The organism is Bradyrhizobium sp., assembly GCF_004799445.1.
In the GTDB taxonomy this organism is placed as follows: Bacteria; Pseudomonadota; Alphaproteobacteria; order Rhizobiales; family Xanthobacteraceae; genus Bradyrhizobium.
The window spans coordinates 1-14,761 of the sequence record NZ_SSNA01000113.1; the positions used below are offsets into that span (position 1 = coordinate 1).

The 14,761-nt window shown below is 62.1% G+C and carries 11 protein-coding genes and 2 pseudogenes; 6 read left to right on the top strand and 7 right to left on the bottom strand.

What is annotated here, in order from left to right; translation table 11 throughout:
• Positions 1-127 precede the first annotated feature (127 nt).
• From E8A46_RS15715 to E8A46_RS15725, 3 genes are all read right to left on the bottom strand, one after another.
• A complete protein-coding gene (locus E8A46_RS15715; RefSeq protein WP_291562337.1) occupies positions 128-1,099 on the bottom strand; it encodes an ABC transporter substrate-binding protein in 972 nt (323 codons plus the stop codon).
• Positions 1,100-1,232: 133 nt separating this feature from the next.
• Positions 1,233-1,388: a hypothetical protein gene (locus E8A46_RS15720; protein WP_291562343.1), complete on the bottom strand. Its 156-nt coding sequence runs from the start codon at positions 1,386-1,388 to the stop codon at positions 1,233-1,235.
• Positions 1,389-2,085: 697 nt separating this feature from the next.
• Positions 2,086-3,126: a helix-turn-helix domain-containing protein gene (locus E8A46_RS15725; RefSeq protein WP_291562346.1), complete on the bottom strand. Its 1,041-nt coding sequence runs from the start codon at positions 3,124-3,126 to the stop codon at positions 2,086-2,088.
• Positions 3,127-3,341: 215 nt separating this feature from the next.
• Here E8A46_RS15725 and E8A46_RS15730 point away from each other — a divergent pair, with 215 nt between their 5' ends.
• Positions 3,342-4,568, top strand: a complete 1,227-nt coding sequence (locus E8A46_RS15730) for an ABC transporter substrate-binding protein (RefSeq protein ID WP_291562350.1) — start codon at positions 3,342-3,344, stop codon at positions 4,566-4,568.
• Between the two features lie 60 nt (positions 4,569-4,628).
• Here the strand turns inward: E8A46_RS15730 and E8A46_RS15735 are convergent, their stop codons facing one another.
• Entirely contained in the window at positions 4,629-4,850 is a 222-nt protein-coding gene (locus tag E8A46_RS15735) for a ChaB family protein (RefSeq protein ID WP_291562353.1), read from the bottom strand.
• 199 nt (positions 4,851-5,049) lie between these two features.
• Between E8A46_RS15735 and ftsH the strand changes: the two genes are divergently transcribed.
• The 5 genes from ftsH to E8A46_RS15760 all read left to right on the top strand — a co-directional run bounded on the left by ftsH (position 5,050) and on the right by E8A46_RS15760 (position 10,929).
• Positions 5,050-6,888, top strand: coding sequence for an ATP-dependent zinc metalloprotease FtsH (gene ftsH, locus E8A46_RS15740; protein ID WP_291562356.1), 1,839 nt, complete (start codon positions 5,050-5,052; stop codon positions 6,886-6,888).
• Between the two features lie 89 nt (positions 6,889-6,977).
• Positions 6,978-7,100: a BA14K family protein gene (locus E8A46_RS15745; protein WP_291562359.1), complete on the top strand. Its 123-nt coding sequence runs from the start codon at positions 6,978-6,980 to the stop codon at positions 7,098-7,100.
• Between the two features lie 56 nt (positions 7,101-7,156).
• Entirely contained in the window at positions 7,157-9,196 is a 2,040-nt protein-coding gene (locus E8A46_RS15750) for a protein-L-isoaspartate(D-aspartate) O-methyltransferase (RefSeq protein WP_291562363.1), read from the top strand.
• A gap of 21 nt (positions 9,197-9,217) precedes the next feature.
• Positions 9,218-10,372, top strand: coding sequence for an alpha/beta fold hydrolase (locus E8A46_RS15755; RefSeq protein WP_291562367.1), 1,155 nt, complete (start codon positions 9,218-9,220; stop codon positions 10,370-10,372).
• 167 nt (positions 10,373-10,539) lie between these two features.
• The gene (locus E8A46_RS15760; protein WP_363251860.1) at positions 10,540-10,929 is read left to right on the top strand and encodes a DoxX family protein; all 390 of its coding nucleotides are present in this window, start codon (positions 10,540-10,542) and stop codon (positions 10,927-10,929) included.
• 216 nt (positions 10,930-11,145) lie between these two features.
• Here E8A46_RS15760 and E8A46_RS15765 read toward each other — a convergent pair.
• From E8A46_RS15765 to E8A46_RS15775, 3 genes and pseudogenes are all read right to left on the bottom strand, one after another.
• A pseudogene (locus E8A46_RS15765) lies at positions 11,146-12,018 on the bottom strand (2Fe-2S iron-sulfur cluster-binding protein); the annotation flags it as partial.
• Positions 12,018-13,886 (bottom strand): ethylbenzene dehydrogenase-related protein, encoded by a 1,869-nt coding sequence (locus E8A46_RS15770; RefSeq protein WP_291562370.1) that lies wholly within the window; start codon positions 13,884-13,886, stop codon positions 12,018-12,020. The gene E8A46_RS15770 and the pseudogene E8A46_RS15765, both read right to left, overlap by 1 nt.
• Before the next feature lie 351 nt (positions 13,887-14,237).
• Positions 14,238-14,761, bottom strand: a pseudogene (locus E8A46_RS15775) (hypothetical protein); the annotation flags it as partial.

The following is a 14,761-nucleotide window of genomic DNA, read 5'->3' on the forward strand; positions in this document are numbered from 1 at the left end:
CCGCCTCGTATGACGTCCGCATCTACAAAAACGCGATGTCCGCGACGTCCGCTTTTCCCCTCATAGCGACCAAATAGCGGACATCGCGCACTTCGCATTTGTGCCAACACCGGAAGTCGGGGGGGCGTCATTCAATCACCTCGTCGGCACTTGCGAGCAGTGCCGGCGACAGGTTGAGGCCGAGGGATTTGGCGGTCTTGAGATTGATACTCGTGACATATCGGGTGGGCTGCTCGACCGGCAGGTCGGCCGGACGAGCGCCCTGGATTATCTTGTCGATCAAACTGGCGCCCTGGCGGGCGAGCGCGATTAAATCCGGCCCGAGACTGATCAGGCCACCGGCGGCGACGGTCTCCTTGAAGCCGTGACAGGACGGCACACCGTTCGCCAGAGCGAGGTCGGCGATCGCCTTGCTGTTGGCGTAGGTAAACGCTCCGGCGACGGCGATCACCCCTTCCAGCCGGTCCCGTTTCATCTGCTCAAAGGCGCGTGTCAAATCGTCGGCGGAGCCAACTTCGATCGAGGTAAGCGAGATGCGCATCAAGGGCGCCGATTTGCCCAGCGACATCATCGCAAATGGAACGTTCGGATCGCCCTTTGCGCCGATGACGGCGACGCGGGAAAGATCGGGCAGAATCTCCTTCAGCAGTTGCAGCCGCTTTCCGTAGGTTTCCGAAGCTGCCTCAAAGGTCGTCCCGGTCATATTGCCGCCGGGATGTGCGAGACTTTCGACGAGGCCGATATCAACCGGCGCGCCAACCGAAATAAAAACCACCGGAATATTGGGCGCGGCAGCTTTGGCGGCGACCCCGCCGATCGTCCCCCAGACCACGAGCAGGTCGATGTCGGGAAGTAGCGCCAGGATCGCGTCTTTCATCTCGTTCGGATGGGGGGCGACAAATCGGGTTTGCAAGCGGATGTTCTTGCCATCGACATAGCCAAGGGAGGCTAGCCCCTGCTCCAGTCCCGACGAGGAAACGATCTCGGAAGATCCGCCAAATACCTGACCGATGCGCCAGGGAGCCGCCGCCCTCGCGCGAGTGGAAAGCATACCGGCAAGAATCGTGGCCAAGCTTGCGATGAACTCGCGCCGCTTCATGGTTGCCCCCAAAAAAAATTCCGCGGGTCATCTTAGCGGTTCAAATAGGCATTGTGGAAGAGTTCGCCGATATTCGCTCCGGGTCATTCGCGTCGTCCTGATCGTGGCCAGGGCACTTCCGCTCTGCCCCGGATCAGCGGACATCGTCAGCACGGTCCGGCGAAACAATTGATAAAAGGGGCGGCCGACTGAGGCGCCCGATGACGGCCTCCGCGACGAGGCAATCCATTCCTTCTTCTCCTGGCGCGATGGATTGTTTCGCTTCATTCGCAATGACGGTTTTGGCCATGCGCGCAAAATCTAATTTCCATAGCCTGATCAGGCTGATGCTATCTGTCCAGTCCCCTCCCTCAAAAATATTTCGCTTCGCGCTTGCCCCAAATCACAACCATATGCCGCCATCCCGTCCCACTGAGAGGGGCGTTTCGCGATCGTCACGGACGTTGGAACGGGATGCGGTGGACGCGACGGCGCGCGAGACGGGCGCGCTGACCGGCCTTCGCAGGAGCTTCGGCGGGAAAGATAGCAAACCCGCCGGGCGGCTTTTGCGGATGAGCTTTCGCGGACGGCGAAGTCGTGTGGTCCTGACGCCCCGACGCTGGCGTCAAGTTGGCGATGATGCTTTCGCATCGTGCCGATGACGGGGGCAAGAAAGCCCGGTCCCCGGGGAGAGCGCGGAGGAAACCGTTAAAACCATTGCGTGCGGAAATGCCGGGTGATTCCCGGTGTACCTGTGGTCCTACCCCCGTGCTTTTTTTGCACGGGGCCCATGGGTGCAGCGGGCACCCGGCATTCCCCACGCCCTTTTCGGGCAGAAGGTTCTGGCAAAGCTCGGGCGCATCGCACCGCGAGACGTTTCGGTGTGTTCGCGAATGACGCGGCTGTTTGAAAACTGAAAAGATGATGATGATGATGATCGGAGCCCGATCATGGAAGGCTCGATCTTGCGGCAGCGCTCTTTTTCCCGCTTGGGGGAAGGTTCGTTACTAGCTGATGGACCGCGGACCCAGCGCGTTGTAATCCCTGGGATCGTAGTTCAGGCGATACTGCATGTCGGCGGCGATCACGGGCTTGCGGCACTTGTCGCAGATCACCGAGGCCTGAAAATCGTGGCCGCACTTGATGTGGCGCAGCAGCAACGGTGGCTTGGCCTTGGCGAGCCAGCGGTCGCCCCACGCCAGCATGGTGGCGAACGGCCCGTAGAGATCGCGGCCCATGTCGGTCAAGCGGTACTCGTAGCGCTCGGGCGCCTGCTGATAGAGACGGCGGTCGAAGATGCCGCGCGCGACGAGGCGCGACAACCGGTCGGTCAGGATGTTCGGGGCGATGCCGAGCTCCGACTGGATCCGGTCGTAACGGCGATTGCCGAAAAAGCCCTCGCGAACCACCATGAAACTCCATTTGTCGCCGATGATCTCCAGCGCACGCGAGACCGAGCTGGGGCGTCCCAGCATGAAGCGGCTGCTGCCGTCCGAGGCGCGCCTGGTGTTGCGGCCCGGCTTTGCCGGCCGGCGGCCTGAGCCTGGTCCATCGCGATACTGGACTGCGCGCGCTTCGAGCTCGGTCAGACATTCGGAGCAGGCGACAATGGGGTGGCTTTCGCAACCGCAGGTGCGGTGGACCAGCACCAGCGGCGGGCGCTTGCCGACGGAAAGCCAGCGGTCGCCAAACTGCATCAGCGCGATGAAGCTCGGATAGAGGTCAAAGCCCATTTTGGTGAGCCGGTATTCCTTGCGTTGTCCGGTTTCGGCTGCGACCTGTCGGAAGATCTGCAGCCGTGTCAGCTTTCTCAGGCGGTCGGTCAGCGTGGCGCGCGGAATGTCGAGCGCCGAACGAAACGCCTCGAAGGTGCGGGTACCGAAGAAGGCTTCGCGAATGATGAGAAACGCCCAGGCGTCGGAAACGATGTCGAGCGTGCGGGCGACGGAGCAGTTTCGCTCGCCGCGGGCCGGGTTTGCGGTGCCTGGCGGTTGGACGGCCGCTGCTGCCGGCCCCGGACTGATCTTGGCAGTCGCCGCACGCGCCATCAGGTTCGTCTTCGGTTGGCAGGATCGCGCAATGCGCCGCGGCGCAAGGAAATCGTCATGGTTCGGCCTTCGCGGGCACAGTATGGAGAGCTCAGCTCGAACCATCCTACACCAGCCCGATTGACTTACAAAGCAAAGTAAGTCTAGTTATGCATGTTATAAAAAAGAGGGTGGAAGGCCGCCCCGTTTGTTCCGAGCCATTCAGGAGGTACGCCATGGTTACTGTTTGTCGAGCCGCGCTGGCAATTTCACTGGCGGTGACGGTCGGGCTTGGATCGGCTGCAGCCCTTGCCGACGGTGTATCTGACAATGTCGTGAAGATCGGCGTGCTGACCGACATGTCCGGCCAGTTCTCCCACGAATCCGGCGAAGGCGCGGTCACCGCCGTGCGCATGGCGATCGAGGATTTCGGCGGCAAGGTTCTCGGCAAGCCGATCGAACTCGTGGTGGCGGATCATCAGAACAAGCCCGACATCGCCTCGGGCATTGCACGCAAATGGTTCGACATCGACAAGGTCGACATGATCGCGAACCTGATCAATTCCTCGATCGCGCTCAGCGTCACGCAACTGGCCAAGGAAAAGGATCGGATTGCCATCGTCAACGGGTCGGGTTCCTCTCGTCTGACCGGCGACGGCTGCACACCGAACAGCATCCACTATGCCTACGACACCTATTCGCTGGCCAAGGGCACCGGCACCGCGATGATGAAGGCCGGTGGCACGAGCTGGTATTTCCTCACGGCGGATTATGCGTTCGGCCATGCGCTCGAAGCCGATACGTCGGCGGTGATCAAGGCGCTGGGCGGTCAGGTGCTGGGCGCGTCGCGCTATCCGGTGGAGACGTCGGATCAATCGTCGTTCCTGTTGCAGGCGCAGGCTTCCAAGGCCAAGGTGGTTGGGCTCGCGGGTTCCGGCACCGTCTTCGTCAATGCCGTCAAAGCGGCGCAGGAGTTCGGCATCCAGAAGAACGGGCAGACGCTCGCGGGTCTCTTGGTCTGGATCACCGACATCAAGAGTCTCGGGCTTGAAACCGCGCAGGGCCTGGTCCTGACCAACGCCTTCTACTGGGACCGCGACGACGAAACGCGGGCGTTTTCAAAACGCTTCTTCGAACGGATGAAGCGTCCACCGCATATGGGCGATGCCGGCGATTACTCCTCGACCATGCACTATCTCCGGGCGATCGAGGCGGCGGGAACCGATGACGCCAAGGCCGTGATGGCCAAGATGCGGGAGATGCCGATCAACGACTTCTTCGCCAAGAACGGCCGCATCCGCGAAGACGGCCGCATGGTGCACGACATGTACGTCTATGAAGTCAAGAAACCCCAGGAATCGAAGGGCGAATGGGATTACTACAAGCTCCGCGCGGTGATCCCCGGCGACGAGGCGTTTCGCTCGCTCAAGGACTCAAGCTGTCCGCTGGTCAAGAAGGGCTGATGGCCGGCAGGTACGTGCAGCGATGTGGACCAAGGCGGTCGATCCCGGGATCGATCGCGACTACTCAGCTTCACGCGAAATCCATTGATCGCCGGACTTTGCGTATTTGCGCTTGACGGCTGCCCAGGCAACGCGATGCGCGATCTGCTCGCGTTGCGCTGAACCGCGATCTCCATATTCGATCCAGGCGTTGTTGAAGGCGCTCCGATAGATTTCCTGCGCGTGCGCGGGCAGGTGAGCGTGAAGGGGCGCCGGAAGATCTTTCACCGATGCGTAGGGCACGCGACATTCTCCCCGTTTTCAAGAGTCCGGCGGCCAATCCGGCGTCCTGGCGCAGCTCACGGCCGGCTTCCTGTTTACCATGGTGAGCCAGGCCAGCCGGGGCCGATTGATCCAGAGCAAACCCGGAGAACCGGCCGCGGCTATAAAAATCTGGCAGTTGCGCCCACCGACCGAGGGCGAGATTTGACCGGAGAACAGGATGGAGCCCGACTCGTCGTCACGAAAACAGGCCGTCGCCATCGGCTATATCCTTGCGGCCGGGATCGGCATGGTGGTGCTGCAATGGATGCTCGTGGCCTACAACACGGTCGATACCATCCCCTATAGTCAATTCGAGCAACTCGTCGCGCAGGGCAACGTCACCGAGGTCGCCGTCGGTCAAGATACCATCCAGGGCAAGCTGAAAGACAAATTGCCGGACGGAAAATCGGCCTTTGTCACCGCGCGCGTCGACGCGCAGCTCGCCGAAAAGCTGGCAGCCAAGGGCGTCGTCGTGACCGGCGTTCCCTCCGGCGGGCTGTTCCAGACCATCCTGTCATGGATGGTGCCGGCGTTCATGTTCTACCTGATCTGGGTCTTTCTCGGCCGCCGGCTGGCGGATCGCCAGGGTTTTGGCGGATTGATGTCGATCGGAAAATCACGCGCCAAGGTCTATGTCGAAAAGGACACGAAAGTGACCTTCGCCGACGTCGCCGGCGTCGAAGAGGCAAAATTCGAGCTTCAGGAAGTGGTGTCCTTTCTCAAGGATCCCAAGAGCTACGGCCGCCTCGGGGCCCATGTCCCCAAGGGAATCCTGCTGGTCGGACCGCCCGGCACCGGCAAAACGCTGCTCGCCCGCGCGGTGGCCGGCGAAGCCGGCGTCGCCTTCTTCTCCATCTCGGGCTCCGAATTCGTCGAGATGTTCGTCGGTGTGGGAGCTGCGCGGGTGCGCGACCTGTTCGAACAGGCGCGCAAGGCCGCGCCCTGCATCATTTTCATCGATGAGCTCGATGCGCTCGGGCGCAGCCGCTCCCCCGGCGCGTTCGGCGGCTATGACGAGAAGGAGCAGACCTTGAATCAGCTGCTCGCCGAGCTCGATGGGTTTGACCCCAGTGCCGGCGTCATCTTGCTGGCGGCCACCAATCGGCCGGAGATTCTCGATCCGGCGCTGTTGCGGGCAGGGCGGTTCGACCGGCAGGTGCTGGTGGACCGGCCCGACAAGAGCGGCCGTGTGGCGATCCTCAAGGTGCACGTCCGCAAGATCAGGATCGGCGGGGATGTCGATCTGGACAAGGTCGCCGCCCTCACCACCGGCTTCACCGGCGCCGACATTGCCAATCTGATCAACGAGGCCGCCATCGCCGCGACCCGGCGTAACGCCACCGAGGTTTCATTCGATGATTTCACGGTTGCGATCGAACGGATCGTCGCCGGCATCGAGAAGAAGAGCAGGGTGCTCAGCAAGGCGGAACGCCGCAGGGTTGCCTATCACGAGATGGGCCATGCGCTGGTCGCGGCAAGCCTTCCCGGGGTCGACCCGGTGCAGAAGGTATCGATCATTCCCCGCGGCGTCGGCGCGCTTGGTTACACCATGCAGCGTCCGACCGAGGACCGGTTTCTGCTCGCGGCGAGCGAACTCAAGAACCGGATCGCGGTGCTGATGGGAGGTCGCGCCTCCGAACAGCTCATTTTCGATGGCGACGTCTCGACCGGAGCGGCCGATGACCTGCAGCGGGCGACCGAGATCGCCATCGAGATGGTCACGAAATATGGAATGGATGCCACCATTGGGCAGCGGACATATGCACCGCGCCCGCAGACGTTCTTGCCGGCCATGCAGGACACGGTCGTCAGCGCGGCCGAGGCGACCGGGCGCGAGATCGATCTGGCGGTGCGCGATCTGATCGAAGCCGGCGGCGCTTGCGCACGCGCAATTCTCGAAAAGCGCCGCAGCGATCTTGACGCGGGCGTTGCGCTCCTGATCGCCCGGGAAACCCTGACGGTGGAGGAATTCGCGCCGCTGCGCCAGGTCGCGGCGCGCGAGAAGGCATCGGGGTAACCGGTCCAGTTCTACCTTTTCTCTACATCGTTGATGTCGATCAAGTCGATGAGCGTGCAATAACCCTATGATTATCTGGTGAATCTTCATTGGGTATCCCGGGATTTGTCGGACTGGGTTGGGAGGCCTGTTGCTTTTCACGCTATCGCTCTTTCGATCCCATCAGCGGAACATATCTGGGATTCGACGGTCGGCGGCACCACTGTCAATAGTGCGCCGAACCTCTGCAGGAGACGCTTGAAGACAGCTGACATCGGGAGCAGCCGTTATGGGATTGCTGGCGTCGAAAGAAGGCCGTTCCGGTGAAGCAAAGCCATTTGCTTCACTTCGGGCCGAGATGGTCGAGCGAAACATCGTCGCGCGCGGCGTGCAGGACGCGCTCGTGCTCGAGGCCATGCGCAAGGTGCCGCGCGAACTGTTCCTGCCAAAAAACCTTCGCGAATTTGCCTATGAGGATTCGCCGCTCCCGATCGCCGGCGAGCAGACGATTTCCCAGCCCTATATCGTTGCCTTCATGATTGAAGCCCTGCTGCTCAGGGGCGGCGAGAAGGTCCTCGAGATCGGCGCCGGCTCCGGCTATGCCGCCGCGGTGCTGTCGGAGATTGCGGCCGATGTGTATACGGTCGAGCGTCTCGGGCAGCTTGCCGATAAGGCCGCTGCGACGCTCGCCGACCTCGGTTGCGACAATGTTCACGTCCTGCATGGCGACGGCACGAAAGGGTGGCCGGAACATGCCCCCTATGACGCCATCGTCGTCGCGGCCGGTGGACCGCAGATTCCGGGATCGCTCAAGGAGCAGTTGAAGGTCGGCGGCCGGCTGGTGATTCCGGTCGGCGAGGATCAGCGTGCCCAGGAGCTGGTGCGAGTTACCCGCATCTCCAGGGATACCTATCGCAGCGAAGATATCGCGGACGTTCGCTTCGTTCCCTTGATCGGCGAGGAGGGCTGGCTTGCCGAAGGCGAGAGCCGCCCTGCCGTGCGCCGGGCGCCGCGGCCGGCGCCCTCGGACGAGGAAAAACTGGTCCGAAACCTCGCCGGCGCTGCCGAATCCTTTCCGTCGATCGAAAAGGCCGATCTCAATCCGCTGATGGCGCGGATCGGCTCCGCGCGCATTGTGCTGCTCGGCGAAGCTACCCACGGCACCAGCGAATTCTACAGGATGCGCGAACGTATCACCCGTGAGCTGATCATCGAGAAGGGTTTTCGTTTCGTGGCGATCGAGGCGGACTGGCCGGATGCCGCCCGCGTCGATCACTATGTGCGGCATTTCCAGTATCCGCCGTCGGAATGGACCGCGTTTGCGCGGTTTCCGACCTGGATGTGGCGAAACACCGAAGTCCGGGATTTTGTCAGCTGGCTGCGCAAGCACAACGGCACGGTCGAGCGCGACGAGCGCGTCGCGTTTCACGGGCTCGATCTTTACAGCCTCTATGACTCGATCCGATCGGTCCTGAACTATCTCGACGAGGTCGACCCGGAATCGGCGAGGGTTGCCCGCGAACGCTATGGGTGCCTGACGCCGTGGCAGCGCGATCCTGCGACCTACGGTCATGCCGCGCTGACCGGATCCTATCCGACCTGCGAGACCGACGTGGCGCGCGCGTTGACCGATCTACTGGCAAAGCGCCGGGTCTACGCCGAGCACGATGGTGAGCGCTTTCTGGACGCCGAGCAGAATGCGCGTCTCGTTGCCAACGCGGAGCGCTATTACCGGATCATGTATTACGGTTCGCGTGCCTCGTGGAATCTGCGCGACGGTCATATGTTTGACACCTTGAAGAACCTGCTGGCGTTTCATGGTTCGGACAGCAAGGCTGTGGTCTGGGCGCATAACTCGCATGCCGGGAACGCCGGGGCGACCGAGATGGCCGCCCGCGGCGAGTACAATATCGGCCAGCTCTGCCGCAAGGAGTTCGGCGAGAAGGCGTATCTGGTCGGCTTCGGCACCCACAGCGGCACCGTCGCGGCGGCCTCGGAGTGGGATGGTCCGATGGAAATCAAAAGCGTGCGGCCGTCGCTCCCCAACAGTTACGAGCAGCTGTGTCACGCGACCGGGCATGCCCGCTTCATGCTGGGCCTGCGCGGTGGCGGCGATTTATGCGGTCCGGCCGGTCTCGGCAAGGAACGTCTGGAGCGCGCGATCGGCGTGATCTACCGGCCCGAAACCGAGATGGCGAGCCATTACTTCCGGGCCAATCTGCCGCGGCAGTTCGACGAGTATGTCTGGTTCGACAATACAAGCGCGGTCACTCCGCTTGATACCGCTGAAGTAAAGGGACTCCCGGATACATATCCCTTTGGGGTGTGAACTGATCGGCCGGTAAAATTGATGCACGAGACAAGCGAGCCAGAACGAAAGTCTGGCGCAGCGCCCGCTGCACCGGGTCCGGCCTCGATTCTGGAGGCTTTCTTCGCGTGGCCGCTGGCGGCCGCGACGCTGGTCGGGCAGACGAACCTGCAGCTATTTGAAAGTCTGATGTCGTCGGCGAAACGAAGCGTTTCGCCTGGTTCATCGTTCCCCTGGACCACCGCGAATACCGTTGCTCTCGAACTGGCCTCGATGCGATTGCGGAACTTTTCCACCGGCACCGATGTGCCTGCAACCCTCATTTGTGCGCCCTACGCGCTGCATGGTGCGACCGTCGCCGATTTCGCACCCCGCCATAGCGTGGTCGAGACGCTGTGCCAAAGCGGATTGTCGCGCGTGTTTGTCACGGACTGGCGATCCGCCACGCCGGAAACACGTTACTTTACCATCGACAACCATCTTGCGGATCTCAATGTGGCGGTTGACGAACTAGGACCGCCCGTCGACCTGATCGGGTTGTGCCAGGGCGGCTGGCTGGCGCTGGTCTACGCGGCGCGATTTCCGAAAAAGGTGCGACGGCTGGTCCTTGTCGGGGCGCCGATCGACATCGCGGCCGCCGAGTCTCAATTGTCTCATTTCGTTTCCGATGTGCCGTTTGGCATGTTCGACGAATTGGTGCGGTCGGGAGAGGGTATCGTGCATGGCGACCGAATGCTCGTTCTCTGGGGCCTCTCGGATCGGGCGGAGGCGGCTTTGCAAAATCCCGCGGATTTCGACCCCGCGCAGCGGCGCGAATTGATCGATCATTTTCGACAATGGTATGCCGAGACGATCGACTTGCCCGGAAGCTTCTTTCTTCAGGTCGTCAATTGGCTCTTCAAGCAAAACCAGATCGCACAAGGGCGCTTCGTCGCCCTTGGACAATGCATTGACCTGGCGCAGGTTCGCACCCCCATTTGTCTGCTGGCGGCCAGCCATGACGAAGTGGTTTCGATGGATCAGTTGTTCGCGGTGGCGCGTTTGGTCGGAACGCCGGCCGAACAGCTGGTGAAAATGACCGCGCCTGGCGGCCATTTGAGCCTGTTCCTAGGCAGCAATGTCCTTGACGGCGCATGGCGCGACATTGTCGGTTGGCTCCGTCGTGACCTGAACGAGCCGCAGATCGGTCACCCCTGATCGGCCGCCTCGCGGGCATTGTTTCACAACGACGTGACATCGGGCCAAGATGTCATAAATCTCATCACGGCGCGGGGTGCGGCGGCTGGCACAGCTCTCGATGCGCGGGATATGCTGGGTCGATGGGGGGCAAGCCGTGCCCTCTTTATCCTTCCATGGAGATATCAATGTTTTTTGATCGCGTCGGCAAGTATTGGCCGGAAGCCCTCAGCATCGTTCGCATCGTCATCGGGCTCCTGTTTCTCGAGCATGGCACCTCCAAGCTTTTTGGATTTCCAACCCCGGCGATGGCTCAGCCGGCCATGTGGTCGCTGATCTGGTTCCAGGGCGTGATCGAGGTAGCCGGAGGTGCGCTGTTCACGGTCGGTCTTTTCACCCGGTGCGTCGCCTTCGTCCTGGCGGGCGACATGGCCTTCGCCTACTTCATGGCGCACGCCCCCAAAAGCTTCTTCCCGCTGCTCAACGGCGGCGACGCCGCGGTTCTTTATTGCTTCATTTTCCTCTTGTACTTCGTTACGGGACCGGGGCGCTGGGCGGTCAACGGAACGACGAAGTAAGTTGCCGCGACTGAGGAGAATTGCGCCTGCGTGCTCATTTGCGTGGGCCTGTGTCGGCGCTGATCGCAACATTGCGGGACTACGCGCCTGACTGTCGAGCCAGCCGGACAAACGCGCCATCAAGGTAGTTTGCTCGGCCGGCTTGGCATTCGAAATGAAGGGATCCGTATAGCACTTGGCGCCGGCAGCTCTGGCGATCCGCGCCACGCGCTCGGTCATTGCGGGCGCACCCGAGGTGTAGACGACGTCGTTCGGCGACAAATTCGGCAAATGGTCGGTCGGCCGCCCGCTGCGAATGGCATGCGAGACGCTCTGCGGTTCCGATACGATCGGAACGATCGTGACGTTGGGAAACAGCGCGAGGCGGCACAGCGCGGCATGCATGTACAGCGACTGAAGCTTGCGCGCTGCGACCACGAATATCAATTCCCGCTGAGGCCGCTCCAGAATCGCTGCGACCGCAATCGACCACAGCGGCGCGAATCCGGTGCCACTGGCGACAAGAACAATGCTGCCGGAATGATTGGGCCTCAAAAAGGCGCTGCCGAAGGGCCCCGTCAATCTCACGCGGTGCCCGATGCGGATGTCCCGGCCTAGCGCCGAGGATACAGTCCCGTCGGGCAAACTTCGGATGTGAAAGTGCAGCAGACGGTCGTCGGGAGGACCCTCCAGCGGATAGGTGGGGCTGTAAGATCTCGCCGGGTATCCGCGGAATTGCACCTTGCAATACTGACCGGGCAGGTAATGAAGCGGTCTTGGCAGTTCGACGTCCACGCCGCAAACGTCAGGCGCCAGGCGAACGATGTTGGCCACGCGAGCTGACATGGCAACCTGATCGGGGACTTTTTCGGTTACAATTTCCAGATCGGAGACGATCCGGGCCTGGCAGGCGTGGATCATGTCGTCGCCCCGCTCGTGACCGCCAAACACCGTGCCTTCAACGAGACGAACACGACAGGCACCGCAAATGCCGGAGCGACAGTCATGCGGCAGGTCGACGCCATTCATCAATGCCCAGTCGAGCACAAGGTCGCCGCAATTCGCCAGGAACAACTCGTTGTTCAGTTTCACCTTGCAAATCTTGCGCATTATTCCACCTCAAGACGAATTGGCCGGACGTGCCGGGTGTGCCTGATCTGATTGTGATCGAAGGCCGCGACGCGCATGAAGACCCCGGTCTGGATCGGCACATCGTAAGGACTGTGGGTATCAAGCCGGCGCGCCACTTCCAGCGCCCAGTGCCCGGAGGCCCAGCGGGCCGCGCATCGCACATCCGCGCGATCGCCGCTGAACTCGCCGGCAACGATGACGCCGGGAATTACCGTCCCCCCCGGGATGCGGGCATCAAGCTCGGCCGAATACGGTATCGATTCCGTCTCCGTCATGAACCAGCGCGCGCCGTCGCTCTCGCCATGATTTGGATCGAGATGGGTTTTGCCCATCGCTGCGGCTGTTGCCGCGAGGTCCCGGGGCAATCGACGCGGTGTGACCGGCCGATTGGTGCCGCCAGCGGCGATGACGAAATTGTCCGCGTAGTTGGTATCTCCCGGATCCGGCGCGAAGCCGCCCTTATACGGAACGATACTGCGTGCCTGCATAGGCGTTGGATCAAGCGGTGGGCCAATGTGATCGTCGTCCATCCAGCCGGTCGGACCGCCGCTTGTCGCCTTCCATTGCCAGACGTCGGCATAACCTTCCGCCGTGAAGTGGAGGCCGCGGCCGGTCATGGTAGGCGGTGCGCCGGCAATGGGATGGGGGCTGGCATGAAAAGTCCGGTCACCCGCGAGGATCACGTCTGAAGTAGTCAGCAGGACCGAAAACTTGTCCTCATTGTAATCGTGTTCGTCTCCGGCTTCATAACCGTCGTGAAGAAGGTGCCATCCGTCGGCTTCCTTGACGAGCGGCAGGTGCTTCAAGGAACGCGTGGGATCTTCCCATACGAACAGGAAGTACGCCCATGTACCGTCGTGCGCCGCGCGAATCTCTATTTTCGTTTCGCCTTGGCCGTCAAAATTGTCTCCCTGGCTGGTTATCACGGAAAATGGCGTGATGTTGCGCCACGCCCGATCGGAGGTGTCGCCGTCGAGCGTGGGCGCATCGGCGCTATTGATGCGGTGAACCAGCAACCGGTCCACCGCCAAACGGTCGGCAGCAACGATGACTGAAGCGCTGGTGATTGCGACGGCCGCGGCGACGACGAAAGGGTTGGATTGGAACGTCGCGTTGCGCGGTTTTGAGGCGCTGCCCTGTCTTCTTGTCTGCGGCGGCGCCGGCGGGACCGATTGACGTACGGTCATTCGATCCGGCGTGGCCTCCCGAGGCGGCGGCGCTGTTTCTGCGTGTGCCTGGGAGGATCCCGACCGCGCCGATTGCTCGGCCAGCAACTTCAGTAGCTCAATCGCGTCGAGCCGCGGCGGCGGCGCCGGGAGGCCTGTCGGACGTAAGATTCGAAGCAACTGCGGGACACCGCCGATCCTGAAATGCGCCAGGATATGGAGGCCGGCAAAGGCCAATATCATCCACGTGCCGTACCAGTGCAGCGTCGCCATGTCGTGACCGGCGTGAAGACCGAAATACAACAAGCCGCCGCTGGCGATCAGCGCGAGCATCGTGATGAAGAAGACCCAGTATAGAAGGATGTTGAAAGTGCCGAGCCTTGCTTGCCGTCGGCCGAAAAGTCCTCGCAGGCGGATCTTGTCCAGCCGGATGCGACGCCCGAGGCCGGACCTGATCAGGTAGATCGCGTAGGCGGTCGAGACCGCGAGCAGCGCTACGGCCGCCTGCATGTGCGCCATCCATACACTCTCGCGCGGCAGCACGGCGTCGAAAAGATTGATCCAGCTGCGTCCAGGTGCCTCGGTCGCGATACGCAGTCCCGTCACAAAGGCGATACCAAGTGCGGCGACAAGCAGCCAGTGCAGGATGATCGTTCCGTAATCGGTCTTTTGATGTTTCACGCGCGCGCTCCGTCATCGGGGCGGCGGCAATCGACCTCATTGAGGTGATGCCCGAAATACGCCTGAATTTCATATCGGCCATGCAACGGAGCGCCGCACCGGGCGGCACGGCCTTGCATGGTGGCCCGCGCAATACGCCGCAGGAAGCCATTATAACTTTTGCACAAAGGACCCGTCCCCACTTCAGGATTCGCCGAACCGGCGAATGAACAATTTCCCTTGTTTTGCGGCTGCCCCGCCGCGACATAGTGGTGGTTCGGACAGCAGGACCGGAAGCCGGAATGAACTATCCAACCGACCTCCAGCGTCCCATCGTTACGACGGGACGCTCGAAGTCGTGCTGATCCGCCGTTATCCCCACATGTGATGAAAGTGCTGCCCCATTTCGCCGACGAGCGAATGATGCGCGTCGATGGCGGTCGGACCGGCATCGGCGATTGCGACGGGCGCCGGCGATGCGCTACCGGAGCCCGCGGCCGTTGGGGCCGCCGGCGCAGCGGCGGTCTGCAGGTCGCTCAACAATGTTGCCACGCCATTGTTGTGGGCGCCGGCGGCCTGGGCCACTGCGGCAAGGTCGGCAATCACAGCCGAAACGCTGTTTGGTCCGCCTCCCTGAAGAAGAGCTATCAGGTCGGCCACCAGGTGGTTGCCGCCGTCTCCCACGGCTGGTCCTCCTGGATCGGTTGGTCCGGCAGGGGGTGTCACTGCAGGGGGTGTTGTTGCAGGGGGCGTCGCCGGCGGGCATGCCGCAGGATTCGGCGTCACGGCCGTGGCTTGCGCTGCTGCCACCACACTCGCATAGCTCCCGCCGTCCGCCATCAGGTTGTTGCCCGCCACGTCCGCAGAATTTGCGGCGAGCTGCTGCACCGCTGCGT